This is a genomic window from Acetobacter persici (assembly GCF_018256955.1).
GTDB classification, from domain to species: domain Bacteria; phylum Pseudomonadota; class Alphaproteobacteria; order Acetobacterales; family Acetobacteraceae; genus Acetobacter; species Acetobacter persici.
In genome coordinates this window covers 170,488-197,138 of sequence record NZ_JAERKU010000004.1, presented here as the reverse complement: position 1 = coordinate 197,138, position 26,651 = coordinate 170,488, and the positions used below count along the sequence as shown (strand labels likewise).

Here is a 26,651-nt window from a genome sequence, read left to right as displayed (position 1 = left end):
TGACTTCAACTTTTGCTCTGCCATTATAGAAAGCGACAGAGCAGAGTTAGTAAAATCCCTGTTCTGCCCAATGGAAGAGCTAAAAAATCCTGAGATAATTCATGAAGCTTTAGGGGGCTGAACTTCCCGGTCCATCAGCAGGGCTGTCACAGCATTTTTGAAAGGTGTGAACGAGTCCGCAAGGCGAATACCGGCCTGTCGAAGCTGGCGGAAAGGCGCGCCATCATGTGTATAGAGCGTGGCAATTCCGTTGGTTCCGGCAAAGAGCGGAGCTGTTATCAGGCGGTGCTGGCGTTCAAAGCGTCGTAAAGCCCGTGCATCTCCGGCATCACCAACGGTTGAAAATGCTTTAGCAACTTCTGTTGCCAGTGTTTCCTGCCCGCGCAGACCAAGATTGAAGCCATGAGCGGTAATCGGGTGCATTCCTACGGCGGCATCGCCCACAAGTGCTAGGCGGCGCGCGGCAAAGCGATGTGCATAGACACCCTTCAGCGGGTAAGCGTGCCGGGTGCTGACAAGGCGCATCTGGCCCAGCCGGTTGCCAACGCGCTGCATGATTTCCTGATTAAAGGCATCTCGGGGCATATCCAGCAGGCGCTGGATATCGTCCGGGGGGAGTGTCAGCACGATGGAGGACGCCATGCCATTGACGGGCAACAGGGCGACCGTCTGGCCCTCATCAAACCATTGCGTTGCAACATTGTGGTGCGGGGACTCATGCGCCATGCGGCACACCAGCATGCTGCGTTTGAAGTCATGAATAATCGCCCCGATCCCGGCACGCCGCCGGGTGGGAGAGAAACGCCCGTCTGCCCCGACCACCAGTTGCGCAGCCGTCTGGCCATGCGAATGGTGGACAACAGCCTCTGCCGGGTTTTGCCGGACCGTTTCAACGGATGTGGAGTCCAGCAGCGTGATGCGTGGGCGTTCTGCCGCCGCCGCAAACAGGGCGCGCCGGATATGGTTGTTGGAGACAAGCCAGCCCAGAGCATCCACCCCTTGCCCGTTTGTATCAAAACGTAGCGGGTGCGGAAACTTGCCTGTTTCTACGCGGGCTTCCCGAAGCGGGCAGATGGCGGATTCCGGAATATAATCCCACGCACCATTTTTTTGCAGGGTATGAACTGCATGGTGCGTGAGGGCAATTTCCCGCCCGTCAAAAGACGGCTCTGCCCAGACGGCACGGGGAGCGCGTTCCAGCACCGTGACAGACAGACCGGCACTTTCGAGAGAAAGTGCTGTAGCCAGTCCGACCGGCCCCCCTCCGATAATGGCAACATCTGTCTGTGCTGGTGTGGTCATGGTCTCAGGTCCTGTCTGCGGCAAAGGTGACGGGTTTGCCAGTCCATGTCGCGGTAAACTCTGCCGGGTCCGGCCGTTTGGGTGTAGGCAGATCACCCTGCGGTGTACCGATAAACAGGAAGCCCGCCAGACGGTGAGGTGCCGGGAAACCGATCTCTTCCGCAAGAACAGGATCTTCCACTACATCGCCAGAAACCCAGACGCCGCCAAAGCCTGTCGCGTGCAGGGCGTTCAGCACGTTCATGGTTGCAGCGGCAACGGCCATTTCCTGCTCCCATAACGGAATTTTATGGTCAGGGCGCAGATGCATGCCGAGGGCCAGAATCAGCGGCATGGTTGAAAAACGCTTACGGCGCTTTTCAATTTTAAATTCCGGAGCCTCTGCATCCAGCCGCTTCATGCTGGCGATGATGCGTTCGGCCATAACAGGACGGGCTTCCCCCTGAATAATGACATAACGCCAGGGCCGCAGCTTGCCGTGGTCAGGGGCGCGCATGGCGGTAGCCAGAATTTCGGCAAGCTGGGTCTCTGACGGGGCGGGGTCTGCCAGATGGTCGCAGGAGGCGCGGGTCAGAAGCATGTCCATGGGTGTCATGATCAAAGGTCCTGTTTCAAACAATGAAGAAAGAAGCCTGTTCAGACGGGGAAAGGCGGCAGAGGCTGGCCTCCCAGCAGGTGCAGGTGGAAATGCGGCACTTCCTGCCCGCTATTTTCCCCCGCATTGGTAATCACGCGATATCCGGTTTCATCCAGCCCGAGATCGGAGGCAATTTTTCCGGCGGCCTTCATGACACCGGAAATTTCATCCTCAGATGCGCTTTTTGTAAAATCAATAAATGAGACATAAGGTTTTTTTGGGATAATCAGCACATGCACCGCCGCTTTGGGGGCAATGTCCTGAAACGCCAGAACCCACTCATTTTCAAAAACCTTTTTGCAGGGAATATCTCCCCGCAGAATTTTGGCAAAAATGTTTTCCGGGTTGTAAGGCCCTGTTCCTTTAACAGCCATAACTTATCCCTTTTTTGACAAATTTTCTTTAGGACGAGAGGCTTTTTCGGCAATACCGCTTGTCCCTTCGCGGCGGCGCAGCTCCGCCCAGACGTCTTCTGGCGCTACACCCGCATCCACCCACAGAACAATAAGGTGGTAGAGGACATCGGCACTTTCACCAACCAGAAGATCCTTGCGGCCAGCCACGGCTTCAATCAGACATTCTACCGCTTCTTCCCCAAATTTCTGGGCGACCTTGTATGTGCCGCGAGAAAGAAGGCGGGCGGAGTGGCTCAGGCTCGGGTCTGTGCCCTTACGGCTCAGGACAACCTGATACAGCCGGTCCAGCACGGTTTCATCCGCGGACTGAGAAAGCGTGTCTTCCAGAATCTCTTTGGCCTTCACACTCTTTTTTGCAGGCGCGGCCTTCTTCGGACTGCTTTTTGGCGCGGCTTTTGTGCTGGCTTTGGAAGGGGCCTTTACCGGCGTCTTGATGCTGGGCTTTTTGGTCATGTGCGGGGATTTGCCTGAAAAGAGAGTGGGTTGGGACGGACGGGCAGACCGGCTTCAGCCAGCGCGGTTTTAACCTGAGACACTGTAAACTGGCCAAAATGAAAGACGCTGGCGGCCAGAAGTCCGGTGGCGCCTGCTTCTGCCCCTTCCACAAAATGCTTTAGCTCTCCCACACCGCCTGAGGCGACAATAGGAAGTCTGACGGCCTGTGTTGCTGCTTTCAGCAAGGACAGATCAAAACCTGAGCGGGTGCCGTCCCGGTCCATGGAGGTCAGCAGGATTTCTCCGGCGCCTCGCTCCGCTACGTCCCGGCACCAGTCAATTACGTCGCGTCCGGTCGGGGTGCGGCCACCGTGGGTATAGACTTCCCATTTGCCGTCCGATGTCTGGCGGGCATCAACGCCGACCACTACGCACTGGCTGCCGAATTTCTGAGCAGCCTCGTTAATCAGGTCTGGCCGGGAGACGGCTGCGGAATTCATGGCGCATTTATCCGCCCCCGCCAGCAGCAGGCGGCGCATGTCATCCGTGGTGCGGACCCCCCCGCCGACCGTCAGCGGCAGAAAAATCCGTTCTGCTGTGCGGCCCACAACATCCAGAATGGTATCACGGTTTTCATGGCTGGCTGTGATGTCCAGAAAGGTCAGTTCATCAGCCCCGGCGGCGTCATACAGGGCGGCCTGTTCCACAGGGTCCCCGGCGTCACGCAGTTCAACAAAGTTCACGCCTTTGACAACGCGCCCGTTCTTGACGTCCAGACAGGGGATAACCCGGAGTTTCAGCATCAGGCCAGAACCTTCAGAGCCTCAGCCGGGGAGACCCGGCCATCATACAGTGCCCGGCCAACAATTACGCCTTCAAGGCCCGGTGTGTCATCTGCTGCTTTGCGCAGAGCGGCCAGATGGTCGAGATTGCCCACCCCGCCGCTGGCGATCACCGGCACCGAGACGGTGTTGGCGAGGGCGACGGTCTGGTCAATATCCAGCCCGTCCAGCATGCCATCGCGGCTGATCTCCGTGAAAATAATGGCGGCCACCCCGGCTTCCTGCATCCGCAGGGCGAGTTCTGTTGCCTGCATGTCAGAAACTTCGGCCCAGCCTTCCGTTGCGACATGGCCGGAGCGGGCATCAATCCCGGCGACGATCTGACCGGGGAAAATGCGGCAGGCTTCTCTGACCAGAGCGGGATTTTTCACCGCGACCGAGCCGAGAATAACCCGCGTGACACCGGCTTCCAGCCAGGAGGCAATGGCCTTCATATCCCGCAGGCCGCCGCCAAGCTGCATCGGCACCGTGGTGGCATTCAGAATGGCCTGTACCGCAGGAGCATTGGCAGACTGGCCTGCAAAGGCTCCGTTCAGATCCACCGCATGCAGCCATTTGAACCCGGCATCACACCACGCGCGGGCCTGAGCCGCCGGATCATCTGAATAGACGGTCGCATCTTCCATTTCCCCGCGGCGCAGGCGCACGCAGGCTCCATCCTTCAGGTCAATAGCCGGGTAGAGAGTGAGCGGGCGGGAGGAAGGAGAGAATGCAGTCATGTCCGGTGTTTCAGCCTGAGAGGAGAAGGAGGGCTCCACAAGGGGAGAGCGCACGGTATCAAGAAGTTTGGTGAAGAACAGCCCGCTCACCGTCTGGTCTCCCATTCGCGCAAAGTGCGGATGGGTGCCCCAGTGCAGGAATCCGGCTTTCTGGAACAGGGAGATGGCGGCTGTCTGGGTGTCGGGCACATCCATATTCATGACCCGGAAGCCCATGCTGCGGGCGGCGTTTTCCACCTCATGCAGCAGCGCGCCCCCCAGCCCCCGGTTGCGGGCGTAAGGGGCAACAAACAGGTGCATCAGCGTGATGCACATAGCCTGACATTCATTATTGCGCGGGGCACGGACGAGCTGGGCGCAGCCGACGATCTCTCCCTTCAGCCGCACCACAAACAGCATGCGCTCGGGGACCAGCAGCAACCCTTTGAAGTAGCGTTCCAGAACCTGCCGCCCCTGCGGCTGGCCCCACCCAAAACCACCGCCATCCAGAATGGCGGCGTCCGCGGCTTCACACAGAGCCTGAAGATCATCATCCGTCAGGGAGAGAACGCGCTGAACAAGTTTGCTTTTAGACATAGACATCGCAGAGGGTTTCCGGAGTCCAGCTCAGAAAATTGGCCAGAATCTGCAAGCCAACGGTCTGGCTTTTTTCGACATGGAACTGTGTTCCGGCAACATTCCCGTTGCACACGATGGCAGGGACCGCACCGCCATAATCCGTGGTGGCAATCAGGGTATCGGGCTTCGTGTTTCTCAGCGCATAGGAATGGACAAAATAGCCGTGGGGGGCGGCGCCGAGCCCTTCCGTGAGCGGGTGAGAACGGGTGAAGTTCAGCTCATTCCAGCCCATCTGCGGCATCCGCAGGCCGGGGGCGTCCATGGGGGCAATTTCGCCCGCAATCCAGCCAAACCCTTCCGTTGTGCCATGTTCCAGCCCGCGCTCGGCCATCAGCTGCATGCCGACGCAAATTCCCAGAAAGGGCGTGCCCGCGCGGGTGGCCGTCAGAATGGCGTCTTTCAGGCCAGAGACGGACTCGAGCCCGCGGGCGCAGTCAGCAAACGCCCCCTGACCGGGCAGGATGATGCGGTCCGCCGCTCGGACATCTGCCGGGGAGCTGGTAATCCGTACCGAGGCTTCAAGGCCCGAAAGCTCTGCCGCCCGTGCGGCCGCACGGGCGGCAGAAGCCAGATTGCCGCCTTCATAATCAACGACGGCAATGGAGAGGGATCTGGTCATAAGGACCTCGCACGTCTGATTCCTCTCAGGAACCGGGCCTTCCCGGCGTCTGAGCAGAATGAGGTTCGGGGAAGAAAGTCTCGGGGTGCCTTATAGCACACCCTTGGTGGAGGGAATGCTGCCCTGCATCCGCGGGTCTGCTTCCACGGCCATGCGGAGGGCTCTTGCCAGCGCCTTGAACGCGGCTTCCGCAATATGATGGCAGTTTTTGCCGGCCTTTTGCGTCAGGTGCAGGGTGAGCATGCCGGACATGGCAAAGGCGCGGAAAAACTCTTCCACCAGTTCCGTATCCAGTTCCCCAATCCGGTCCCGGTCGAAGGTTGCGTCCCATGCCAGAAACGGGCGGCCAGAGAGGTCCACCACGGCTTCACACAGGGCTTCATCCAGCGGCACCAGCGCATGGCCAAAACGCCGCACGCCGCGCTTGTCACCAAGTGCCTGCCGCAGGGCCTGCCCGATGGCAATGCCGGTATCTTCCACCGTGTGGTGGCCATCAATATGGAGGTCACCTTTTACAATCACGGTCAGATCCAGCAGGCCATGTTTGGCGAGGGCCGTCAGCATATGGTCAAAAAAACCAATGCCCGTATCAATGTTGGCCTGTCCTGATCCATCCAGATCAAGAGTGACGGCAATATCGGTTTCGCTGGTAACGCGATGCAGGGTGGCGTGGCGTGCTGTGTTCATGGTGGGGAGCTTTATAGCGGAAGACCGGCCCCGACACCATGAGGCAGGTGCCGGAAGGCTGGAAGTGTGTCAGCTTTTTGGAACATTCTGCTCAAGTTCCGCAAGCCACAGGGCCGCATTGCCATCGGAGGGGGCGCGCCAGTCCCCGCGGGGTGAGAGACTGCCTCCTGCCATGATCTTTGGCCCGTTGGGCATGGCGGAGCGTTTGAACTGGCTGGTGCCAAAAAAGCGGCGCAGAAAGATGTGCAGCCAGTGGCGGATGGTGGGCAGGTCATACGCCATGCGGTCCTGCTCCGGGAAGCCGGGAGGCCAGCTACCGGAGGAGGCATTCTGCCAGACCTGTTCCGCCATGAAGGCAATGCGGGAGGGCGTAAAGCCGTAACGCAGCACGTAAAACAGTGTGAAATCATGCAGGGCATACGGGCCGATGATATCTTCCGTGCTTTGCGGCCCGTTTTCCCCCACCGGCACCAGTTCTGGCGAGATTTCCGTGGCCAGAATGGTGGAGAGCAGGGGGGTGACGTCCGGTGAAAAATGCCCCGAGGCAATGGCCCAGCGGATAATGTGCTGGATCAGTGTTTTCGGGAGTCCGGCATTGACGTTGTAATGCGCCATCTGGTCCCCCACACCGTAGGTGCACCAGCCCAGCGCCAGTTCTGAAAGGTCGCCGGTGCCGATCACCATTCCCTGATGCATGTTGGCGAGCCGGAACAGGAAATCTGTCCGGAGTCCGGCCTGAACATTTTCAAACGTAATGTCATGCACAGGTTCACCCTGAGCAAAGGGATGTTTAATTTCGCGCAGCATCAGGCTGGCGGCCGGGCGAATATCCAGAACCTCGTTCCCGGTGCCCAGTGCGGCCATCAGAGCTTGTGCGCTGGCCAGTGTTTTTTCTGTCGTGCCGAAGCCGGGCATGGTGTAGCCCAGCACAGCGCTGCGGGGCCAGCCGAGTTCATCCGCGGCTCTGACGGCCACCAGCAGAGCCTGTGTGGAGTCCAGGCCGCCCGATATGCCAATCACCATGCGTTTGACGCCACTGGTGCGGAGCCGCTGCTTGAGGGCGGAGACCTGAATGGTAAAGGCCTCAAAACAGTCCTGCGCCAGCCGCTCCGGATCATTGGGAACAAAAGGAAAGCGGGAGAGGGGGCGGCGCAGGCCAAGACTGGTTACGGGCGGAGCAAGGGTCAGGCGGATGCGCCGCCATGCCGGGGTCTTGGGCTGCATGGCATGGGCATTGGCGGCAAATGTGCCCATGCGCAGGCGCTCCTGCCGGAGCAGGGTGAGGTCAATATCCGCCACCACATGCCGGGAGCCGGAGGGGAAGCGCTCACTCTGAGCCAGCACCTCACCATTTTCAAAAATAGCAATCTGGCCGTCCCACGCGACATCGTTTGTGGATTCGCCCTCTCCGGCGGCGGCGTAGAGGTACGCCGCGACACACCGGGCAGACTGCGCCCGGCACAGCAGGGTGCGGGTTTCCGCTTTGCCCACAGTAATATCGCTGGCGGAGGGGTTTACCAGAATGGTGGCCCCGGCGAGGGCGGCCAGTGTTCCCGGAGGCACCGGCACCCAGAGGTCTTCACACAGTTCCACCCCAAGGCAAAATCCCGGCAGGTCTTCTGCTTCAAATAACAGATCTGTGCCGAAGGGGACGTCCGCGCCGTTCAGGCGCAGTGATTGGCCTTGTGTGGCGATACCGGGCGTAAAGTGCCGGGCTTCATAAAATTCACGGTAATTCGGCAGGTAGCTTTTGGGCACGACGCCCAGCACCGTGCCCCGATGGATGAGAACGGCACAGTTATAGAGTGCATTGTCATGCCGCAGAGGGGCCCCGACCACTAGTACGGGCAGCAGATCGGCCGAGGCGGATGCCAGATCCGCAATGGCCTGTTCGATAGCATCCAGCAGGGTTTCCTGCTGGCGCAGATCATCTATTGCGTATCCCGATAACCCCAGTTCCGGAAAGACACACAGCACAGCGCTGTCCTGCCCGCAGGCCTGAGCGGCTTCCAGTGTGCGTTGCATGTTGGTGGCCGGATCTGCCAGGGCAACAGGAACAGTGCAGGCTGCGACACGGGCAAACCCCTGATGATACAGCGCGTGAAATGCAGAAGCCGACAACGTGTTCCATCCTTATCCTGATGGGCAAAGAACTCCTGAACATGATTGCAGAGAAGTGGAGTTGCGCCAACTCAGGGACTTTCAGGGTTTTCTGTGGGGCACGGTTGGGGAGGGGAGAGGCCTTTCAAAATAAACGAAAAAAATATCAAAAAGCCTCTTGCGTGTTTGGCCGAACCCCCTTAGAAGGAGGCCATCCAATGCGGGCGTAGCTCAGGGGTAGAGCACAACCTTGCCAAGGTTGGGGTCGTGGGTTCGAATCCCATCGCCCGCTCCAAATTTTCATGAAAATTTGAGTGGTTAGCATAAAGGTCGCGTGAGCGGCCTTTTTTGCGTTTTGGGGGGGTGAAGTGCCTCCTACTGAAGTCTGTCCAATCCTCCTTTCTGGCGACTTCGGAGGGTGCTTAATCCTGTGGCTCCCAGACTAAGGCCACAGGAAAAAACGGGCGGATTAAGAGAGTTTTTAAGACTCAGCCGTTCGGTCTTTGGCTGCTCTCTGCACCAGCCTGATCCAGTCATGGCGGCTTTCTACCAGTTCAACCACGCGCTGTTTATGCGCCTCCTGCTCCGTCACGCTGCTGGTCATGGAGGTGTGATGAACGCGATATTCCGCCAGAATTTTTGGAACATGCGTGCCCTGTAGGCCAAGTTCCGCAAAAGAGCACCACAGGTCATAATCTTCCCACCCCATGGCGGAGCGGCTGACATAATAGCCTCCGGCAGCGGCCCATGCCCATTTTGCGACAAGCGCCATGGCATCAATATAGTTACCAGCAACAAGTTGCATCGGGTGGTAGGGTTTATCGCCCAGCAGTTTGTGCAGAGTTGGTTCTCCAAACTGTTCCAGAATCGGGTAGGCATAGGCCGTCATGTCGTTTGTGGCGGCCGCAAGGTCCGCACAGGCGTCTTGCAACAGCCGGTTATCGGCATCCAGAGGGAGGAAAAAGGGTGTTTCTGCATGGGTGACGCCGCAGTTCCGTGCTCCGCCCAGCCCTGCATTGACGGTTGTTTTGAGCAGAATAAGCCGGTTGAAGCGTGCGCTGTGTCGCGTCATCCATGCGGTTATTAAAGGAACGGATGCGTCTGAAGAGCCATCATCCACCACAACCAGATCAAGCACAGGCATGGTCTGGGACCGAACCGAGTCCAGAGCCTCCAGAATAAAGGTTTCATAATTATAAGAGGTGATAATGACGGTGACAGGTGCTTCCTCCAGCCCGTCCTGATGGAACAGAACCTCATGCGGAGGGACATCCGGCAGGCCTTTGCCACGGTAAGTGCCGCGGGCAATCTGGAGTTCAGAAGCACGGGCTGCCGCCTGTTCTCCGCCGAGTCCTTCAAGAAGACTGTCAAATACCAGAGCCTGTCGCTGCGGGCCAAAATACCACAGGGACCCATGATAGGCTGCGTCCGCCATGCGCTGGCGTAAATCCGGGTTATCCAGCAGGGCAACCAGAGCGGCTTCCCACTCCTGAGGTGTATCCGCCAGAAAACCGCTCACACCCTCCACGACGCACTGCCTGAACGGCGTGGTCGGGGAAACAATGGAGGGAACACCGGCCAGAGCGGCTTCAAAAAACTTCAGTTCACTTTTGGCGTTGCAGAAAAGGGAGCCGCTTTCCAGTGGAGCGATGGCGATATCAAACCGCGCGGTTTCCGCAGGCAGGTCGGGCAGCGGGACCATATCCCGCCATTCAATCTGGTGCGCTACTGGAGTCAGTTCCGGGAATTCATTCATCAGCAGCACAGGCTGGTGATTGCCCGGTTCCCGGAACAGAACGAGGCGAAGGTCCGGCCGCTCCCGCATCAGGTTGGCCAGAATACCTGCAACACCAGCAAAATCACGCTGATGCGTGCGGGAGCCGGTGGCATAGCCGATGCGTAGAAGACCATCTGATCCGGTCCATCGTTTTTTACGCATGGCCATGCGGCTACGGCGCAGAGCATCCGTATCAAATGTATTGGGGACAGTATAGGTTAGCGGTTTATTGATGCGCATCAGCCCTGCGAGTGTATCGGTCGGGGCCAGACACAGGTCAGAACGCATCAGAGTGCGTCGCATTTCTGTGAAAACGGTCTCAATACGTTGCTCGGTCGCACCAATGCTGCGGATACCGTCAATAATATCAAACCGTGCCATATGCGGCAGGAACGTGATGTCATCGGTATCAAAAATAACGTCCGCCCCGTTTTCGCGCGCCAGTTGCAGCAGAATATCGACGTGCCCGCTAAACTCCACGCGCCAGAGAATCACGACAGTTGCCCAGCTCAGATCATCCGGATTGACCTCTGCGCAGGGCTTCCAGCGGGCTTCATGACCAGCCCGGATGCAGGCTGCCGCATTCCGGATACAGCGATATTGTACGCCGGGGGACTCCGGCTCACCCGCCACAAACAGGATTTTGCGGCGCGGGCTGCGCTGCGCAACAGGCGGACAGGAGGGGAGTTTTTCTTCCTGTTCAGACGGGGGAGGCGTTGCCGGTTCACTTGAGGGCGCACTGATCAGAACGGGAGGTTCGGGCTGATCCAGTTCAACGGGCGGTGGAATGGCAATATCTGGTGTGTACAGAGTGGGTGGAATCGGCAGGTCAGGCACAAAAGGGGCCATTGTGCCACGCACCATTGTGCGGGCCAGTGAGCGGAGGAAGCCCGCCGGGGTTGAGAGAAAACTCCGCAGGGCATTCAGCCCTTCCGTGCGGCTCATGATTTCCTGAGAAAAGGCTGACCACACGTCCGCGTTCTGCCGAAGATGAGAGAGAGCCTGAGACAAAGCCTGCGAGAGGGCCGTATTGGCCTGTGTGAGTGCAAGACACTGGTTGCGCCAGAAGGTTCCATAAGTAACAAGAGTTGAAATGTCAGAATTCAGACGATTTTTTTCAGTATTCAGTGTTGTTTCGAGAGATGTTTTATCTTCTCTGAGGTCTGAGAACCGTAGGCGTTCCTGACAAAGCTCGGTCTGAAGGCGCTGTATCTGTTCCTTCTGGCGTGACAGTAAAGCCTTATCCTCCCAGAACTGCCCGGCCTGACTGAAGCGCTCACGCAACAATGTTTTTTTGAGGAGGGCGTCTCCAGAGCCACTGGCGGCTTTGGTGAGGAGGAAATGGATATCCGGGGTTTCGGGAGCGGTTGTTGCAAAAACGCCCAGCCCGTTCGCGTGGAAAAAACTGAAAGTCGGGTACGTCTTCTCAAGCTCTTCCCATATTTTTCCCGCGGCAGGAGCGGCAATGCCGCTGAGCAGCACGAGAGATCCGGCGGGAAGCAGGCCCAGTTCCATTTTCAGATGGTCAGGGTTCTGCCATGCGGGGTGAGCGTAATAATATAATGTGGAGTCGGCAGCGCTACTGGCGGAAAAATGCCGCGCTTCTATGAAGCGTGTTGGCAGACTCCGGGTGTGGATGGCCTGTTTCAGGGTCGTGCTGACGGAGCGGCTTGCGCCGATGAGAACCAGAGTCTCCGGGGCTAGCGTTTCAAGCAGCCAGAGCATAAACGGCAGATGCCCGCAGTCTGCTGTGTCGCCCTCCACCAGAGTAATCTGTGTAAAAAAAGCCTCAGACTCCATGGCGCAGAGCGATGCAACAGAGGAGACGGGCTTACGGGACGGTAAATCTGATAAAGATGCAGGCATGGAGAAGCACAGAACCCTGATTTTAAGTCGGGAGACTATTTTGCCGGGAACTGTCTATTTGACAATCTGAAAGCAGATTTTTCCGACATTTAGTACTAATAATGACAGGATCGGGTTGAACATTGTTCTTTATCTAATTTTGGTTACCTGTCTCTTTTTAAAAACTTTTGCGAAAAAAATCGTTAAAGCTTGAGAATACTCATAAGATGCTTGCATGTTCGTGTTGGCTTCGCCTAAAACGAAGCCTGACGTTAGTGTGCCGCTATATGGGTGTGAGCCGATCGTGCCTTGTAGAGCGGGCGTAGAAAAGGACGGATAAAATGGCGATTATCACCGTTGCCGGTGCGTCGGGAGGGACCGTACAGGTCACTGTTGACGGGGCTATGAACACCGCGTTCGTAGGCCGGACACAGGCTCTTGCGGACCAGCTTTCTGACCAGCTTAACAATCAGGGCATTCTTGATGCCCGCTATCTGAACACTGGTTCAAATAGTAAAGCCTCCAGCACCAGCAACCAGTCCGGTTATGGTGTGATCACGGCTGCTGGTTCCTACCAGGTTTCCGGCGACTTCCGCTGGCTGACCGTTGGTGCGAACTCTGCAACGACGGCTCCGAGCACGGCTCTGGACGCCTGGGTCAACATCGATGCGACCAAAGTCAGCACCGAATATCTGAGCGTTGTTGCTGGCACCACGCAGGGCGTCAGCTTCCGCGCTGGTTCTCAGGGCGGTCTGTTCGTCGGTGGGTCTGGTGACAACCTGTTCCAGGGTGATTATCTGGACCACAACCCGGGTGCATGGGATATCCGCACGGGTGCGGGGAATGACATCATCAACAGCGGCAATGGTAACGACACCATTTACGCTGGCGCCGGGAACAACACCATCACTCTGGGCACGGGCGTGAACTATGTTCACTCCGACGGTCAGGACACGATCACGGCAACCTCTGGTGTGCAGAGCATTACCCTGAACGGTGGCAGCTCCTTCGTGAACGTGGGCAACAACTCTCTGGTTGTTGACGCTGCGGGCAACGAACAGATCACTGTTGGCGGTGCAAGCACGGTAACGGGTGGCACGCACGACTCCATCAACATGGCCGGCACAACCGGCACGGTTGAAGGTGGTCTGAAGAACACCATTTCCGCTGCACATGGTGACCTCTACACCACGCACACGGATACGGCACTCATCAACGTCAGCGGCGCGCTCACCTTCGTTGGTGGCACGGGCGACACGACCATTACGGCTGGTCAGGCAACCATCTTTGGTTCCAACAACCTGTATGCTCGTCTCGACTCCACCGATGCAACATCCCTGTTCGTTGCAAACGATGGCAACGAAACGCTGGACGGCGCGTCTTCCGCATTCGGTATCCACGCATTCGGTAACGTTGCGGGCACGACCGGTACGCAGACGTTCATCGGTGGTTCTGCTTCCGATACGCTGGTTGGCGGTGTTGGCAACGCAACCCTGACGGGTGGCTCTGGCGCAGCAAACGTCTTCGGCTTCCGCGACGGGATCGCAGGCGCTGACTACACGATCACCGACTTCGGTAGCGCTGCTGGCAACTCTGTGCTGCTGGTTGACTATGACTACACGGCGTCTCAGTTCCAGCAGGATGTGCTGGATAAGGCTGCTCATAACGGCAACAACACGACGATCACCCTGTCTGACGACAGCAAGATCACTTTTGTTGATGTCTCCAGCCTGACGTCCAATCAGTTCAGCGGCCTGAAGTAAAATTCAGCCCTCAATTGGTTTGAGTGTTAAAGGGAACCGGGCCGAAAGGCCCGGTTTTCTTTTGTGAGGACTACTTTTACTTATTTTCCAAGTCTTTATTGTGCTGAGAGAGTGATGCCTGTGAGTGATTTGAGTGAAGATTCAGAAAAAATCAGACAGGTTTTAACGCAGGCCGAAGCCTTGTCAGCCAGCTACCGTGCCAGCGCCCGGATTCAGGGTATGCGGGTTGATGGCCTGCTGCATGAAGCTGGCAGCCTGCGTCATGCGCTGGAAACACAGCGGCATACACTCTCATGGCGTGTTACGGCCCCTTTGCGCGTTGTCCGCCATCTGATGAAAGGGCAATTGCCAACCGGGCAAAAAATCCCCGTCGTCTATCAGCGCGTTCGGGAAATCTATCAGGATGAAGGCCTGCAGGGGGTTACGCAGCGTCTTCAGGCTCGCCTGCCGGGCACCCGGCTGGGGCGAACCGTGGCCCGGTATAGACCGGGTGGGCAGAAACCGGCACCTGCACAGGAGTCTATGTCTCAAAATCCCGCGCTCAAACATAGCGCAGAGCTGAGGCCCGTTACGCCGGAAGAACGGCAGAAAGCGCTTGAGGCCGTTTATACACGACCCCTTGAGGCGGACACTCTTGACCAGCTTACACCGCGTATTCTGATTATTGCCGAACTCACCTTACGGCAGTGTGCAAAATACCGCGTCTGGCAGAAAGAGGAGCAATTGCGGTCTCTGGGATGGACAGTCGATGTGGTGGACTGGCGGGACGCCCAAAAAGCACTTTCAGCGCTGCAACTCTGTACAGAAGTTATTTTTTACAGGGTTCCGGCATTTGAATCTGTTGAAAATCTTCTCCATGAAACGCGGCGGCTGGGTCTGTCCCCCTGGTGGGAGGTGGATGATCTGATTTTCTCTGCTGAACTGTATCAGGAGAACGGAAACCTCCAGACGCTGGACACTGCGGAACAGAAACAGATCCTGTTTGGTGTCAGGCTGTTCAGGAAATGTCTTCTGTCCTGTGACCGCGCGATAGCGTCCACCCGCGTTCTGGCGCAGGCCATGCTGGATGCCGGGATTCCCTCAGCAGTGGTGATTGAAAATGCACTGGACCAGCAAACCATAGAGATTGCGGAAAGTCTGTCAGAACGCGGCGTGCCCACGCATGATACAACGCAGGAAATCCGGATTGTCTATGGCTCCGGCACCAAGACGCATGATGCGGATTTCCGGGTGGCGGCGAGCGGGATTCTTGCCGCGATGCAGAGGGACTCGCGCCTGACCCTGCATATTATTGGCGATCTCACCCTTCCCGAGAGTTTTGAGGCCGTTAAAGAACGGGTGCAAACCCTTGCCGGGCGTGATTACGCGGCCTATCTGGGGCTTCTGGCGCAGGCCGATATAACTATTGCACCTCTTGAGCCAACGATTTTCAATGATGCCAAAAGTAATATCAAATTTCTTGAAGCCGCCGTCCTGAAAATCCCCTCAGTCTGCTCTCCGCGTGATGCGTTTTTACAGGTCATGCAGGACGGGAAAAACGGGCTTCTGGCGGAGGAAGAAAAACAGTGGCGGGATGCGATCCTGCGTCTGGCGGCTGATCCTGACCTGAGAGCACAGCTTGGTCAGCAGGCTTATGAGGATGTTCTGGACCGGTACAGTCCTGCCCAGATTGCCCGGCAGCAGGTTCTGCCGGTTTTTGGACGCCCTGTTGATAAACGGTCTGCCACCAGCCTGCGCGTGCTGTGTGCCAATGTCTACTTCACGCCCCGCTCTTTTGGAGGCGCGACATTTGTCGCGGAAGAGATGGTGCGCCGGTTACAGCGCCTGCCGGATATGGATGTCTCAGTGGTGACATCCCGTCCGGAACTGCACAATCGGGGCAATGCGTCTATCCGCTATAGTGCGGAAGGCGGTCTTGTTCTGGGCGTGCGTGTTCCGCCGGATCATGACCGGGTTGGCGCTCTGGATAATGAGGCCGCAACGGACCTGTTCCGGGGCTGGCTTGCCGCGGTGAAGCCGGATGTTGCCCATTTTCATGCCACGCAAGGCCTTGGTCTTGGCATGTTGCGCGCCTGTATTGAAGCCGGTGTGCCGTATATTGTGACGGTGCATGATGCCTGGTGGCTGTGTGAGCGCCAGTTTATGGTGAAGGCTGACGGGCAGTATTGTTTTCAGGAAAAAATCAATCAGCGCGTGTGTCAGATGTGCGTGCCGGAAGCGCGCCATCTGTCAGAACGGGCGGAAATGATGCGGGCCGCGCTGGAAGGGGCGGCATTGCTGCTTTCGCCCAGTGAGACCCATCGCCAGTTGTTTATTGCCAACGGGGTTTCTCCGGAGCGCATTCTGGTAAACCGGAATGGGTTTGTCTGGCCTGCACAGCCTCGGACCCCGCGTAAGCCCGGCAGCCCGCTGCGTTTTGGGTATGTTGGGGGCACGGAAGATATCAAAGGCTATTCTCTGGTGCGACGGGCGTTTCAGGCTCTGGCGGACAGCAACTGGGAGTTGCGGGTTGTTGATAATAAGCTGAATCTGGGCATTCGCTCCGTTTATACGGAATCCTGGAAAGTCAAAGGGACCGTTACGACCATTCCGGCTTATAAGCCTGAGACAATGGATGCTTTTTTTGACGGAATTGATGTGTTGCTTTTCCCGTCTCAGTGGAAAGAAAGCTACGGTCTGACTGTAAGGGAAGCCCTTGCGCGCGATGTATGGGTGATTGCGACGGGGCCGGGCGGACAGTCCGAAGATCTGGTAGACGGCGTGAATGGTACGGTCATTGCCATTGATGGGCGGCCGGAGACCTTGCAGAAAGCCGTTGAGGCGCTTCTGAAAAACTCTGAACGCCTGACAGGCTACGTCAATCCGTTCAAGCAGCAGCTTGCGACGTTTGAAGAGCAGGCTGCGGAACTGGAAGGGATTCTGCGAGACGTGGTGGAGACCAGAACCGCTAGCGCTCAGTGCCTCGCCGACGGTCTTTCCGCCATTTCAGCCGATCCCACTGATTCATGAGCGTGTAGACCGCGCGCCCTTTCCATGTGGGATGCAGGGTGAGGGGGCGCGACGGATGCTGCCGCAGATAGGCTTCAATCCATTCCGGCTGGAAACCGTTTTCAGTCGGGATAAGTGTGCGCCAGTCTTCAAGATGCGGAATACTGAACGGATTGTCCCGTAAGACTTCCTGTTTGAGGAATGGCACAGTTTCCGTCTGAACCATGTCGCGCCAGTGTGTGTGCATCGGGTTGGCAGGGAAAAAGCGGGCGAGTGGCCTATCAAGATCACTCCATGCCGCATGAAGGGGAATGTTCGCGGCTTTCAGGGCGACGGACAGGCCGAGTTCACCATGCCAGATGATTTCATCCCGCGACATTTCGGCAAATGGAAGGGTCAGAACACGCTGGACTGAGGGCGTGCGAAAGGCTGCCTGCGACAGTCCGATAAACCAGGATTGCAGATGCGGGGTTATGGCGCGTGAGGCCACCAGCCCCCAGGCGGGACGCTGATTTGCCTTCAGTTTTTTCAGCAGAGGAGGCAGCGGCGTGAAGGGGCCAAAAACGCTGTCATTAGCAAAAAGGATGTAAGGCGCGTCTTCAACGAGTCCTTTTTGCAGTAAAAATTGCCATGCTCCAAAATCCAGACCGCCATTTGGCCTCTTCCACGCCTGAATTCCATGGTTATTACAAAATTTCTGTGTGCTTTCATGAATAGTCTCTGCACCAGAGAGAATAATGTGCAGAACAACACCACAAGATAATAGGTTTTTCAGGTAAAAACGGGTATGAAGAGGAATGTTCCCATCCGGGACATAGCATGCAAACAGGCAGATTGTTCCTGTGGGCAAAACGGTGGATGAAGTGCTTTCAACCTGTTTTTTTGTGATGCCTGCGGGAAAAATCGGAACTGATTGCATTTTTAATTTGGTTTTTCCGGTGAAATATGACTATCAAGCCGCGAGCGTTGCTGATTATAGTAGCCTAAGAATTGTTACTCACATAGTTCTGTCTGAAAGGGAGTTAAAGTCTCAATGAGCAAGGCCTTTATTGCTGCGGTGATCCAGGACTCGATCAACTGCACCGGCGTTGCCGCCAATCAGGCTGCGAACGACCTTCTGGATGCGATTGTAGAAGAATTGAAGCGTGAAGGCGGGTTTACCCTTCCGTCTTTCGGCACATTCACAGTTCGCAAGACAAAGGCGCGCAAAGCTCTGAATCCGCGGACGGGTGAGCCTGTAAAAGTGAAAGCCGGTAAGACGGTACGCTTTAAAGCCAGCCCCAATCTGAAAAAAGCCGTCTGAGTATTTTTTACGTTACGGTGTGCTTTTTTAAAACGGCTCTGAGGACATCCTCAGAGCCGTTTTTTTGTCTTTTTTGCCAGAGCTGGTGCTGACTTCCGGTAAACCCGAAACCTTTAAAGAGGCTTTTCGTCGGGTGTGATATCGTCCAGCCGGTCAAGCTCCCGCAGGCCGGGGAACAGCGCCATCCACACTGCTGTAATAACCAGTGTGCCAATACCGCCAACAACCACGGCGGGAACCGCCCCTATGGCGCTGGCCAGCATCCCGCTTTCAAATTCACCCAACTGGTTTGAGGACCCGATAAACAGCATGTTCACGGCGGAAACGCGCCCACGCATTTCATCCGGTGTGCCAAGTTGAACCAGCGCACTCCGCACCATGACGCTGATGACGTCCGCACCACCCAGCACGGCCAGAGCCAGGATGGAAACCGGAATGGAACGGGAGAGGCCAAAAATAATGGTGGCAACCCCGAAAATCATGACAGAGACAAACATCCACCGGCCCGCATGGCGGCCGAGCGGATAGCGGGCCAGCACTGTGGCAACCAGCAGGGCACCAATGGCCGGAGCAGCCCGCAGCAAGCCGAGTCCCCACGGGCCTGCATGCAGGATATCCGTGGCAAAAAGCGGCAACATGGCCGTCGCACCGCCCAGCAGAACGGCAAACAAATCAAGGGAGAGTGCGCCCAGCATCGCGGGCTTCCGGCGCAGGAAGGAAATGCCGCCAAAAACAGCCGCCAGTGTGGCGGGTTGGCGGGGGCGGGCGGGAAAGCGCAGCGTCATGCTGGTTGTTGCCAGAGCGGCAATGGCAAAGCCTGCCGCACAGAGTGCGTAACAGACGCCTGCTCCGAGCCCGTACAGCAAGCCCCCCAGAGAGGGACCGGCAATGGAGGCGACCTGAAACAGGGAGGAGGAGAGGGCGGCCGCCCGTGGAAACACCGAGGTAGGCACAAGAGACGGCAGAAAGGTCTGCTGCGCGGGCATTTCAAAGGCCCGGCAGACGCCAAACAGCGCCACCAGCCCGTAAATCATGCCCGGTGCGAGAAAATGGGCAAAAGATGCCAGCGCCATGAAGGCTGCGGCCAGTGCCTCAATGGCCTGACAGGTGATGACAATGCGCCGCCGGTCATGCTGGTCCGCTGCGTGACCAGCGGGGAAAATAAACGCCACCATCGGCAAAAACTGGGCAAGCCCGACAAACCCGAGGGCTGCCGCGCTATGGGTCAGCGCATAAATCTGCCATCCGACAGCAACGGCCTGAACCTGAGAAGAAAATGCGCCGAGTGTGCGGGATGTGAGGGCCGCAACAAGACCGGGCTGTGATAAAAGAGGGGGAGGGGCTGCCGGATTATTTTCCATAGAGACGAGTCATAACAGGAGGGGCTGGTAACCGCCTATCCTTTTGGAGCAGCGTTCTTTTAAATAAAATGCGATGTGTGGAAAGTGGCTGGGGCGGGAGGATTCGAACCTCCGCATGGCGGAATCAAAATCCGCTGCCTTACCGCTTGGCTACGCCCCAAAAATGCGGTTGGCTCTTATTAAGGCCAACCTGTAGGATTCGTAAAGAGTGGGAACGCGCTGTTTTTTCTTCCCCGGGAAATTTTCAGGCGTGTGAGGGGGCGGCAGGAGCATCCGGTTCTTCAAAATCCAGATCCGGCAGGCCGTCGTCTTCCAGTGCGCTGTCTGCCGGGAACAGGCGGAAGCGGGCTGCTTTATTCAGTGCCAGATCAAGCGCTGCCATGGTGGAGCCCATATCCGCGCTATCATCTTTTTCCCAGGCGCGCAGCGTATGCGTCCAGATGGCAACCACCATATTGATGCGGACCAGCCCCCCCAGTCCGGTAACGCTGATCCCGGCGGCGTCGGCCATCCAGCGCATGCTTTCCAGCGTGGCGCCACCCAGCAGCAGGGTCAGCGGCGGGTCCATCGGCAGGGCACGCAGAACGGCGCGGATGCCGTGCCGATACTGCTGAAAAACGTCCAGACGGCGCATCAGCAGATCAAACAGACGTTCGCGCGGTGACCCAAAGGTTGTGTTATCGGCCAGAGCGGACTCGTCAGCCATGCGGCCCAGCCGGAGCAGCAGAGAGGCCCGGCAGGGAAAGCGTTCGCGCGTCTGCGGGAAAGACAGGCCCGCGGCACGGGCGGCATCCAGCAGAGAGACAGACGCCCAGCCCCCGTGTTCCGCCTGTGTCATGGCGGCACTCAGAAGGGCGGCGTCAAAGTCATCATGATCCATAAGAAGAAGCCTGTTCGCAGAAAAATAGAGACTTTAAGGCAGCCTGTCAGGCGCCTGTGTCAGGTTGAAAGCTCTTTGGCGCGTCTTGCCGCGGCCGCAACGGCACGCGGCACACTGGCAGGCCATGCGTCAGGAGCCATGAAGATTTTAAGGGCTTCTGCCGTGGTCCCGCCGGGGCTGGTGACGCGGCGGCGCAGTTCCTCGGCATCTGCCGGAGACTGGTTGAGCAGAGCTCCCGCGCCATAAATGGTTTTACGGGCCAGTGTGCGGGCCGTTTCAACGGGAAGCCCCTGTTCCACACCAGCCTTTTCCAGCAGTTCCGCCAGCAGGAAGATATAAGCCGGGCCACTGCCGGAAATAGCGGTGACGGAGTCAATCAGCTCTTCCCGCTCAACCCAGACTGTTTCCCCCACAGCGTGCAGCAGCGCGTCACACTGCGCTTTTTGCGTGTCGGTCGCGTGAGGGGGCGCATACAGTCCGCTCATGCCGGCACCAATAGCACAGGGGGTGTTGGGCATGGCGCGGATAATAACGGGCTGCACCTGAGGGTTCCCGTGCTGGTAGCGGTCCGTCAGGCTCTGCACCGTGCGGCCTGCCATAACGGAGAGCAGCGTCGCTTTGGGGAAGCGCCGGGCCAGAGCTTCCAGCGTCGGGTCGGCTTTCTGGGGTTTGACGGCCAGAATAATGACGTCTGGCTGAAAGTCGGCCGGGACATCGTCCAAGGTAGCGGCCAGATGATGAGGAGCGGGCAGGGTGCGGTCATGCCGGTCCAGCACGACGGAGGGTTTCAGGCCGTGCGCCATCCAGCCTTCCAGCATGGCGCCCCCCATCTGGCCGCAGCCAACCAGCAGAACAGATGGCAGGGGAGAGGTTGGGGCCGTCATTACGCTTCTCCCTGACAATCCAGCATGGCAACGGCCAGCGCATCCGCCGGGCTTTGCCCACCCCACAGGAAAAACTGAAAGGCGGGGTAAAAGCGCTCACATTCCGTCAGAGCGATGTCGATCATATCTTCAAACACTTCGATGGAGAGACTGGTGCCACGCAGAAGCAGCGCGTGGCGGAACAGCAGCACGCCATCGTCCTGATCGAGACTGAAATGGCCGATCCACATGCGTTCATTGGCCATGCCGATCAGCTCATACAGCGGGCGCTGCTGCGCCTGCGGCGCTTTGAGGTCAAAGGCACAGGTAAAATGCATGGCCCCGAGTTCTGCTGACCATGAGAAAAACAACCCGTAATCACACCATTTGCCGGGTGCTTCCACGGCCATTTCGGTCGCGTTGCAGCGTTCAAAATTCCAGCCATGTCCACAAATGACCTGTTCCATCAGGTCCAGCGGATTAACGGGGGCGGAGGGGGTGTTTGTGCTTAACGCGGGCATGGCTCACTCTCGGCTGCAAGGTGAAGCGGGCAGATTACAGTCTGACCGGAAGCGCAGGGCACGCAGGCCCGGCCTGTTCCCGGAAAGACGATGCGCTCAGGACGTATGCGGGGCGTGGTGTGCGTGGGTGGTGTGGCTGGACTGCTCCAGCGCTTCAACACGCGCTTCCAGCGCGGCCAGACGGCGTTCCGCTTCTTCCTGCCCGATACGGGCGCGGGCGGCGAGTTCACGCACGACTTCAAATTCTTCACGCCGCACAACCTGAAGGCTGGTCAGCACTTCATCCACGCGGCTGCGCACAATGGCGTTCAGCTCTTCCTTAGCGCCTGTCAGGGCGGACAAAGCACCGCCGGCCACACCAGCAAGATCATCAAAAAAGCGCGGTTTGTCAGACATTGCCGGTTCTCCGTTCAGAAAGTTCAGTCGTCTTCCTTAGGCTTATAGTCAGTCTGCGGGCAGGAGGCTATCGCTTCTTTGGAAATGTCTGGACAGCGTTTATCTGACCGGGGTGCAGTTCACGCCTGCCTTTGTTGTCCATTGACCGCGCCCCGGAGCGTTCCCATTATTTAAAGTAAGAATTTGAAACCATGACACGGGCCGCACGGACAAAGGATGCGGTCTGTGTACGAGACGCGGAGAAACAGACTTTATGGATAACATGACGGCGGAGGCATTTCTTAAACCCCGCCTTGAGGCCCTTGTGCGGGACGCTGACAAAGCCGGATACAGTCAGGACGTGACGGTCGCCCTGCTGATCAGCCTGCTGGACACACTGAATTTTGGGGCAGACCCCAATCCGCCGTCTGATCAGGGAGGTGCAGCATGAGTGTGCGTGATCCGTATGAGGTTCTTGGTGTTTCCAAAACGGCCAGTCAGGATGAAATCCGTAAGGCCTACCGTAACCTTGCCAAGAAATACCACCCGGACCTGAACCCCGGAGACAAGGTCGCGGAAGAACAGTTCAAGGCGATCGGGCAGGCGAATGATCTGCTTTCCGATACGGAAAAGCGCGGCCGGTTTGACCGGGGAGAAATTGATGCCTCCGGGCAGGAGCGCCATCCCGGTTTCGGGGGTGGTGCAGGCTACGGCAACTATGGGGCCGGGCCGGGTGGCTTCCGCTACAGCGGTGGTGCCGGGCATGGCTTTTCCGAGGAAGACCTCGGGGATCTCTTCAGCGGCATGTTCACGGGCCGTGGGCGGCGTTCTGCCGGGCCGCGGAAAGGGGCTGACCGGTCTTATTCGCTCAAGGTCAGTTTTCTGGACTCCGTCACGGGCGGGAAATCCCGCATCACGCTGCCGGAAGGAGCGACGCTGGATGTCCGAATTCCGCCGGGGATTGAAGATGGGCAGACCCTGCGCCTGCGCGGCAAAGGTGGCCCCGGTGTGCAAGGCGGTCCGGATGGCGATGCCCTGATTACGGTGACAGTCCAGCCCGACCCGACTTACACGCGCGATGGGTTTGACCTGACGGAAGTGCTGCCGGTGGATCTGAAAACAGCCGTGCTCGGTGGGCCGATTACGGTCCCGACGCCGACCGGCCCGGTAAAAATGAACGTGCCCCCACAGTCCGATAGCGGCACCAAGCTGCGTTTACGCGGCAAGGGCGTGCAGGCGCATGGAGCGCGGGAGGCCGGTAATCTGTACGTGACGTTGCAGATCAAAATCGGAAAGCCGGACGCCGCGCTGGAAGAGTTCCTGAAAAACTGGACGCCTGAGAGCGCCGAGTAACGTCAGACCCTCCTGTGCCTGAACCATAGACGGGGCAGGCACAGGGAGGTCGCCCGTTCGGGGCGAAAAGGATGCGTCAGTTGTTTCGGTAGAGGGGGAGATCCAGCTTATGGGTGCCTTCTCCCGTAATCTGGATCTGTGCGCTGTTTTCTGAAACCAGTCTGAAGGTCACCGTCAGGTCGTCCTGCTTGCCGGACCATGCGGTGCCAGACGTGCGGGAGAGGCTGAAATGGTCCTGTCCGACAATTTTCTTCAGGGACTCAGGCAGCGTAACCAGCAGCCGTTCTGCCGGTCCGGACGCCTTGTTAGCAGCAACAGTGATCGGGTCCATCGCCATAATGGCCCACTGGCCTGCAAAGGCTGAGGTCTCATAATGCGTCTGAGCAGCCGGAGCCTGCACCGCAGTCTTCGCGGCCTGTGCGGGGAGCGGCAGAGCAAAGGCCAGACCAAGCGGAATAAGGGCAGAGGCAAAAAGCGGCTTCATGACAGGCTCTCCTGAAAACTGATCTTTTCATGTGCCTGTCTACAGGCTTTCCGTCCACCCCGGCGGCCGGAATGTGATCGGGTTTATTTAGGCACCGGACTTGACGGAGCGGTGTTTCAGACCCAGATAAGTAGGCGTTACAAATCTGCATTGCAAAAACGGAAGGGGTCTCGCCATGTCAGGAACAGATTCATCACATGATGCATCCGTGACCGCACAGGATCATTCCTCTGAATCCGCTGTTTATGCAGAGCATGAGGCAACAGTGCAGGAAGCCCACGCCGTGATGGCCGATCCGGTGGTGCCTGTTACGGCAGCCCCTGTCCCGTCCGCGTCTCAGCCGCATCCTGAACATGTGGCGGTTAAGGAAGTCTTCCAGATGGTTGGGGCCATGGTGTTTGTCTTCTGCTTTGCCGCCCTTGGCTTTAACGCCATGTATCACGCGGGTTATTAAGGGCAGGGACTCCTCAGGATTTTTGCGGAGAAATGCGCAAAAATCTGAGCTTATGATCAGTCAGACACCGCCGACACAAAGAGCCTAGACGTCCAGCGCGTGCCGGACAGCCTCCCGCAGAGCGGGGATAACACTATTCTGAAATTCCGGCGTTTTTCGTTCCCACGCTCCTGTCCGCCAGGACGGATGCGGGAGGGGGAAATAATCCGGCAGATAAGATCTGAAATCCAGAACCCGCTCAAACACCTTTCCTTTCCCCAAAACGTAATTCTGCGCATAGGACCCGACAAGCAATGTCAGGCGCAGGTTGGGCAGGTAGGATAAGATGCGTTCCCGCCAGAGGGACGCACATTCCGGTGGCGGCGGCTTATCACCACCTTTTGGCAAAACACCCGGATAGCACAGGGCCATCGGCACAATGGCGATTTGTTCGGTATCGTAAAAGACGTCCGGGCGCATATCCAGCCAGGACCGCAGGCGCTCGCCTGAGGCATCGTTAAACGGGATGCCGGTGTTATGCACATGGGTTCCGGGCGCCTGCCCCGCAATCAGCAGCCGGGCGCGGGGGGAAATGCGGATAACGGGGCGTGGCCCAAGCGGGAGCTTGTGTGCACAGGTCTGACAGCCGCGGAGTTCCTTCAAAAACTGAGCGAGAATGTCGTCCTGCTGCTCAGCCGTGCTGTTTGCCGGAAAGCCGGATGTGTGTCTGGAAAAAAGCGATGCCATGTTCAGGGAGATGGGGTGAAGTCCTCTGTTGCACAATATGCGGTGCAGCACGGAACAGGCCCATAAAAAAACACCGCGCCGGAAAACCTGCGCGGTGTTTTTAAGGTCTGCCCCGGTTAAGGGGCAGAGTGGAGGAAGAAGCGGCTTACTGTGCTGCGTCTTCACCCGTGTGGGTCTGCGGAGAGAACGTCCAGCCAGCACCGTAAGGCTGCGGATGGAAGACACCCCATGTTGCCGTGTCATCCCCACCAAAGCCCCAGGAGGTGGTGGAAATCGGTGCATGGTCAACACGCAGCTTCTGGATATCAGAGGCCGTGACATTCGCCGGAGCCTTGTTACCCCAGGAGGTACGGATGAAGTTCACGACGTCAGCCATCTGCTGGTCAGACAGAACGTTCTTGTAACCCGGCATTGCCACAGCGGACGGAGCCCAGTTGGTCGGCGGAAGAACCGCACCCGCCACAATGATGTGGGCAACGGAGGTGGGGTTTTCAGACACAACAACCGGGTTTCCTGCCAGCGGCGGGAACATACGGGCGACACCACCCCCATCATTACGGTGACAGATAGCGCACTGCTCAACATACACGCTGGCGCCGGGGGTGCCGGACGTGTTGTTGGAGTCCAGAGCCTGTGCCGTAGAGGCGTCATACTTGTAGTCACCCCGTGCCGGCGGAACCGGGGGCAGGGCCTTCAGATATTTTGCCATGGCGTGCAGGTCGGCATCCGTGAAGTACTGGGTGCTCCAGCCCACCACGTCAGCCATGCCACCAAAGACGGCGGAGTGGTCAATACGGCCGGATTTCAGGAACTGGTAGACGTCTTCTTCAGACCAGCGACCAATCCCCAGAACCGGATCGTTCCGCAGGCTGGGGGCAATCCAGTTATCAATCGGAGCGCCACCGGCCAGGAAGTCAGCCCCGCCCGTTGCATCCAGAGCCTTTTCCTGCATGCCAAAGCCGCGCGGCGTATGACATGCACCGCAATGGCCCGGACCCGTTACAAGATATTCACCACGGGCAATATCGGCATCCGTACCGGGAGCCGGGGTGAAGTCCTTGGGTGCCGGAGCAAATACGGAGCGCCAGATGGACAGCGGCCAGCGCATGGACATCGGCCAGGAAATGCCAACCGGCTTGTTCGGCTGGGCGACCGGCTTCACGCCGTGCATGAAGTAGGCATACAGCGCCTTCATGTCGTCCTGCGTCATCCGTGCAAAGGACGGATACGGCATGGCCGGGTAAAGCGTGCTGCCATCCTTACGGACGCCGTGACGCACGGCTTCATCAAATTCCTTGAACGTGTAGGTGCCGATCCCGTGCGTGGGATCAGGCGTGATGTTCGTGGAATAGATGGTGCCAATGGGGGTCTGGATGGACAGACCGCCCGCATACACCTGCCCATGCAGCGCAGTATGACAGGCTACGCAGTCACCCAGACGGGCAACATACGCACCTTTTTTCACCAGTTCATCATCGGTGCTCTGGGCATGGGCCAGAGAAGTTCCTGCCAGAAGCCCGACAGTGACCGCCCCCAGGGCGGCTTTTAGTCCTTTGATCATCGTTTTTACCACTGTATCGCTT

Annotated in this window: 25 protein-coding genes and 2 tRNA genes; 7 read left to right on the top strand and 20 right to left on the bottom strand. The window is 57.9% G+C overall.

What is annotated here, in order from left to right; all coding sequences use genetic code 11:
* Window positions 1-99 precede the first annotated feature (99 nt).
* The 9 genes from ubiM to JK199_RS07355 all read right to left on the bottom strand — a co-directional run bounded on the left by ubiM (window position 100) and on the right by JK199_RS07355 (window position 8,396).
* Window positions 100-1,302 carry a 5-demethoxyubiquinol-8 5-hydroxylase UbiM gene (gene ubiM, locus JK199_RS07395; protein ID WP_212374862.1) on the bottom strand — a complete coding sequence of 401 codons (1,203 nt, stop codon included), beginning with the start codon at window positions 1,300-1,302 and terminating at the stop codon, window positions 100-102.
* A 4-nt stretch (window positions 1,303-1,306) separates the two neighbouring features.
* The gene (locus JK199_RS07390) at window positions 1,307-1,897 is read right to left on the bottom strand and encodes a nitroreductase family protein (RefSeq protein WP_025826583.1); all 591 of its coding nucleotides are present in this window, start codon (window positions 1,895-1,897) and stop codon (window positions 1,307-1,309) included.
* 41 nt (window positions 1,898-1,938) lie between these two features.
* A complete protein-coding gene (locus JK199_RS07385; RefSeq protein ID WP_025826581.1) occupies window positions 1,939-2,313 on the bottom strand; it encodes a histidine triad nucleotide-binding protein in 375 nt (124 codons plus the stop codon).
* A 3-nt stretch (window positions 2,314-2,316) separates the two neighbouring features.
* Window positions 2,317-2,808, bottom strand: coding sequence for a phosphoribosyl-ATP diphosphatase (locus JK199_RS07380; RefSeq protein WP_086654534.1), 492 nt, complete (start codon window positions 2,806-2,808; stop codon window positions 2,317-2,319).
* Complete coding sequence (hisF, locus tag JK199_RS07375) at window positions 2,805-3,593, bottom strand: imidazole glycerol phosphate synthase subunit HisF (protein WP_077930747.1); 789 nt, start codon at window positions 3,591-3,593, stop codon at window positions 2,805-2,807. Before hisF ends, JK199_RS07380 begins: the two co-directional genes overlap by 4 nt.
* Window positions 3,593-4,927 carry a 1-(5-phosphoribosyl)-5-[(5-phosphoribosylamino)methylideneamino]imidazole-4-carboxamide isomerase gene (hisA, locus tag JK199_RS07370; protein WP_212374918.1) on the bottom strand — a complete coding sequence of 445 codons (1,335 nt, stop codon included), beginning with the start codon at window positions 4,925-4,927 and terminating at the stop codon, window positions 3,593-3,595. The genes hisF and hisA overlap by 1 nt, the downstream gene beginning before the upstream one ends.
* Window positions 4,920-5,588 (bottom strand): imidazole glycerol phosphate synthase subunit HisH, encoded by a 669-nt coding sequence (gene hisH, locus JK199_RS07365; protein WP_212355913.1) that lies wholly within the window; start codon window positions 5,586-5,588, stop codon window positions 4,920-4,922. The genes hisA and hisH overlap by 8 nt, the downstream gene beginning before the upstream one ends.
* Before the next feature lie 90 nt (window positions 5,589-5,678).
* Complete coding sequence (gene hisB, locus JK199_RS07360; RefSeq protein ID WP_025826575.1) at window positions 5,679-6,275, bottom strand: imidazoleglycerol-phosphate dehydratase HisB; 597 nt, start codon at window positions 6,273-6,275, stop codon at window positions 5,679-5,681.
* Between the two features lie 69 nt (window positions 6,276-6,344).
* Window positions 6,345-8,396 carry an NAD(+) synthase gene (locus JK199_RS07355; protein ID WP_212374860.1) on the bottom strand — a complete coding sequence of 684 codons (2,052 nt, stop codon included), beginning with the start codon at window positions 8,394-8,396 and terminating at the stop codon, window positions 6,345-6,347.
* A 199-nt stretch (window positions 8,397-8,595) separates the two neighbouring features.
* Here JK199_RS07355 and JK199_RS07350 point away from each other — a divergent pair.
* Window positions 8,596-8,670: transfer RNA gene (locus JK199_RS07350), tRNA-Gly, on the top strand.
* A gap of 186 nt (window positions 8,671-8,856) precedes the next feature.
* On the opposite strand, the gene JK199_RS07345 is transcribed toward JK199_RS07350, so the two are convergent.
* Window positions 8,857-12,018: a glycosyltransferase gene (locus tag JK199_RS07345; RefSeq protein WP_212374858.1), complete on the bottom strand. Its 3,162-nt coding sequence runs from the start codon at window positions 12,016-12,018 to the stop codon at window positions 8,857-8,859.
* Window positions 12,019-12,338: 320 nt separating this feature from the next.
* Between JK199_RS07345 and JK199_RS07340 the strand changes: the two genes are divergently transcribed.
* Together JK199_RS07340 and JK199_RS07335 are read left to right on the top strand one after the other, a co-directional pair.
* Window positions 12,339-13,760, top strand: coding sequence for a beta strand repeat-containing protein (locus tag JK199_RS07340; RefSeq protein ID WP_202205794.1), 1,422 nt, complete (start codon window positions 12,339-12,341; stop codon window positions 13,758-13,760).
* Window positions 13,761-13,874: 114 nt separating this feature from the next.
* Window positions 13,875-16,769 carry a glycosyltransferase gene (locus JK199_RS07335; RefSeq protein WP_212374856.1) on the top strand — a complete coding sequence of 965 codons (2,895 nt, stop codon included), beginning with the start codon at window positions 13,875-13,877 and terminating at the stop codon, window positions 16,767-16,769.
* On the opposite strand, the gene JK199_RS07330 is transcribed toward JK199_RS07335, so the two are convergent.
* On the bottom strand, window positions 16,708-17,667 hold the full coding sequence (locus JK199_RS07330; protein WP_212374854.1) for a rhamnan synthesis F family protein: 960 nt from the start codon (window positions 17,665-17,667) through the stop codon (window positions 16,708-16,710). The genes JK199_RS07335 and JK199_RS07330 overlap by 62 nt on opposite strands.
* 114 nt (window positions 17,668-17,781) lie before the next feature.
* On the opposite strand from JK199_RS07330, the gene JK199_RS07325 reads away from it, so the two are divergent.
* Window positions 17,782-18,051 (top strand): HU family DNA-binding protein, encoded by a 270-nt coding sequence (locus tag JK199_RS07325; RefSeq protein WP_025826565.1) that lies wholly within the window; start codon window positions 17,782-17,784, stop codon window positions 18,049-18,051.
* Window positions 18,052-18,164: 113 nt separating this feature from the next.
* On the opposite strand, the gene JK199_RS07320 is transcribed toward JK199_RS07325, so the two are convergent.
* The 6 genes from JK199_RS07320 to JK199_RS07295 all read right to left on the bottom strand — a co-directional run bounded on the left by JK199_RS07320 (window position 18,165) and on the right by JK199_RS07295 (window position 22,072).
* Window positions 18,165-19,412: an MFS transporter gene (locus tag JK199_RS07320; protein WP_077930742.1), complete on the bottom strand. Its 1,248-nt coding sequence runs from the start codon at window positions 19,410-19,412 to the stop codon at window positions 18,165-18,167.
* Window positions 19,413-19,497: 85 nt separating this feature from the next.
* Window positions 19,498-19,572 (bottom strand) — tRNA-Gln (locus tag JK199_RS07315).
* An 84-nt stretch (window positions 19,573-19,656) separates the two neighbouring features.
* A complete protein-coding gene (locus tag JK199_RS07310; protein ID WP_212374853.1) occupies window positions 19,657-20,292 on the bottom strand; it encodes a TetR family transcriptional regulator in 636 nt (211 codons plus the stop codon).
* Window positions 20,293-20,351: 59 nt separating this feature from the next.
* Window positions 20,352-21,176: a pyrroline-5-carboxylate reductase gene (gene proC, locus JK199_RS07305; protein ID WP_212374851.1), complete on the bottom strand. Its 825-nt coding sequence runs from the start codon at window positions 21,174-21,176 to the stop codon at window positions 20,352-20,354.
* Entirely contained in the window at window positions 21,176-21,676 is a 501-nt protein-coding gene (locus JK199_RS07300) for a type III secretion system chaperone family protein (RefSeq protein WP_025826560.1), read from the bottom strand. The genes proC and JK199_RS07300 overlap by 1 nt, the downstream gene beginning before the upstream one ends.
* A gap of 96 nt (window positions 21,677-21,772) precedes the next feature.
* On the bottom strand, window positions 21,773-22,072 hold the full coding sequence (locus tag JK199_RS07295; protein ID WP_086654544.1) for an accessory factor UbiK family protein: 300 nt from the start codon (window positions 22,070-22,072) through the stop codon (window positions 21,773-21,775).
* Window positions 22,073-22,325: 253 nt separating this feature from the next.
* Between JK199_RS07295 and JK199_RS07290 the strand changes: the two genes are divergently transcribed.
* Window positions 22,326-22,502 carry a hypothetical protein gene (locus JK199_RS07290; RefSeq protein ID WP_167552538.1) on the top strand — a complete coding sequence of 59 codons (177 nt, stop codon included), beginning with the start codon at window positions 22,326-22,328 and terminating at the stop codon, window positions 22,500-22,502.
* Window positions 22,499-23,404: a DnaJ C-terminal domain-containing protein gene (locus JK199_RS07285; protein ID WP_212374849.1), complete on the top strand. Its 906-nt coding sequence runs from the start codon at window positions 22,499-22,501 to the stop codon at window positions 23,402-23,404. Before JK199_RS07290 ends, JK199_RS07285 begins: the two co-directional genes overlap by 4 nt.
* Before the next feature lie 76 nt (window positions 23,405-23,480).
* Here JK199_RS07285 and JK199_RS07280 read toward each other — a convergent pair whose 3' ends face one another.
* On the bottom strand, window positions 23,481-23,888 hold the full coding sequence (locus JK199_RS07280) for a hypothetical protein (protein WP_086654546.1): 408 nt from the start codon (window positions 23,886-23,888) through the stop codon (window positions 23,481-23,483).
* 175 nt (window positions 23,889-24,063) lie between these two features.
* Here JK199_RS07280 and JK199_RS07275 point away from each other — a divergent pair, with 175 nt between their 5' ends.
* Window positions 24,064-24,342 carry a hypothetical protein gene (locus tag JK199_RS07275; RefSeq protein WP_212374930.1) on the top strand — a complete coding sequence of 93 codons (279 nt, stop codon included), beginning with the start codon at window positions 24,064-24,066 and terminating at the stop codon, window positions 24,340-24,342.
* A gap of 84 nt (window positions 24,343-24,426) precedes the next feature.
* Here the strand turns inward: JK199_RS07275 and JK199_RS07270 are convergent, their stop codons facing one another.
* Together JK199_RS07270 and JK199_RS07265 are read right to left on the bottom strand one after the other, a co-directional pair.
* Entirely contained in the window at window positions 24,427-25,068 is a 642-nt protein-coding gene (locus JK199_RS07270; RefSeq protein WP_212374847.1) for a uracil-DNA glycosylase family protein, read from the bottom strand.
* A 145-nt stretch (window positions 25,069-25,213) separates the two neighbouring features.
* Window positions 25,214-26,629 (bottom strand): c-type cytochrome, encoded by a 1,416-nt coding sequence (locus JK199_RS07265; protein WP_025826551.1) that lies wholly within the window; start codon window positions 26,627-26,629, stop codon window positions 25,214-25,216.
* Window positions 26,630-26,651 lie beyond the last annotated feature (22 nt).

Coding starts and splice junctions, on each gene's coding strand:
- JK199_RS07285 (WP_212374849.1), top strand. CDS start 22,499: ATGAGTGTGCGTGATCCGTATGAGGTTCTTGGTGTTTCCAAAACGGCC.
- JK199_RS07340 (WP_202205794.1), top strand. CDS start 12,339: ATGGCGATTATCACCGTTGCCGGTGCGTCGGGAGGGACCGTACAGGTC.
- hisB (WP_025826575.1), bottom strand. CDS start 6,275: ATGAACACAGCACGCCACGCCACCCTGCATCGCGTTACCAGCGAAACC.
- JK199_RS07310 (WP_212374853.1), bottom strand. CDS start 20,292: ATGGATCATGATGACTTTGACGCCGCCCTTCTGAGTGCCGCCATGACA.
- hisH (WP_212355913.1), bottom strand. CDS start 5,588: ATGACCAGATCCCTCTCCATTGCCGTCGTTGATTATGAAGGCGGCAAT.
- JK199_RS07270 (WP_212374847.1), bottom strand. CDS start 25,068: ATGGCATCGCTTTTTTCCAGACACACATCCGGCTTTCCGGCAAACAGC.
- JK199_RS07280 (WP_086654546.1), bottom strand. CDS start 23,888: ATGAAGCCGCTTTTTGCCTCTGCCCTTATTCCGCTTGGTCTGGCCTTT.
- JK199_RS07335 (WP_212374856.1), top strand. CDS start 13,875: ATGCCTGTGAGTGATTTGAGTGAAGATTCAGAAAAAATCAGACAGGTT.
- JK199_RS07380 (WP_086654534.1), bottom strand. CDS start 2,808: ATGACCAAAAAGCCCAGCATCAAGACGCCGGTAAAGGCCCCTTCCAAA.
- hisF (WP_077930747.1), bottom strand. CDS start 3,593: ATGCTGAAACTCCGGGTTATCCCCTGTCTGGACGTCAAGAACGGGCGC.
- JK199_RS07325 (WP_025826565.1), top strand. CDS start 17,782: ATGAGCAAGGCCTTTATTGCTGCGGTGATCCAGGACTCGATCAACTGC.
- JK199_RS07295 (WP_086654544.1), bottom strand. CDS start 22,072: ATGTCTGACAAACCGCGCTTTTTTGATGATCTTGCTGGTGTGGCCGGC.
- hisA (WP_212374918.1), bottom strand. CDS start 4,927: ATGTCTAAAAGCAAACTTGTTCAGCGCGTTCTCTCCCTGACGGATGAT.
- ubiM (WP_212374862.1), bottom strand. CDS start 1,302: ATGACCACACCAGCACAGACAGATGTTGCCATTATCGGAGGGGGGCCG.
- JK199_RS07345 (WP_212374858.1), bottom strand. CDS start 12,018: ATGCCTGCATCTTTATCAGATTTACCGTCCCGTAAGCCCGTCTCCTCT.
- JK199_RS07290 (WP_167552538.1), top strand. CDS start 22,326: ATGGATAACATGACGGCGGAGGCATTTCTTAAACCCCGCCTTGAGGCC.
- JK199_RS07330 (WP_212374854.1), bottom strand. CDS start 17,667: ATGCAATCAGTTCCGATTTTTCCCGCAGGCATCACAAAAAAACAGGTT.
- JK199_RS07390 (WP_025826583.1), bottom strand. CDS start 1,897: ATGACACCCATGGACATGCTTCTGACCCGCGCCTCCTGCGACCATCTG.
- JK199_RS07320 (WP_077930742.1), bottom strand. CDS start 19,412: ATGGAAAATAATCCGGCAGCCCCTCCCCCTCTTTTATCACAGCCCGGT.
- JK199_RS07300 (WP_025826560.1), bottom strand. CDS start 21,676: ATGCCCGCGTTAAGCACAAACACCCCCTCCGCCCCCGTTAATCCGCTG.
- proC (WP_212374851.1), bottom strand. CDS start 21,176: ATGACGGCCCCAACCTCTCCCCTGCCATCTGTTCTGCTGGTTGGCTGC.
- JK199_RS07265 (WP_025826551.1), bottom strand. CDS start 26,629: ATGATCAAAGGACTAAAAGCCGCCCTGGGGGCGGTCACTGTCGGGCTT.
- JK199_RS07385 (WP_025826581.1), bottom strand. CDS start 2,313: ATGGCTGTTAAAGGAACAGGGCCTTACAACCCGGAAAACATTTTTGCC.
- JK199_RS07275 (WP_212374930.1), top strand. CDS start 24,064: ATGTCAGGAACAGATTCATCACATGATGCATCCGTGACCGCACAGGAT.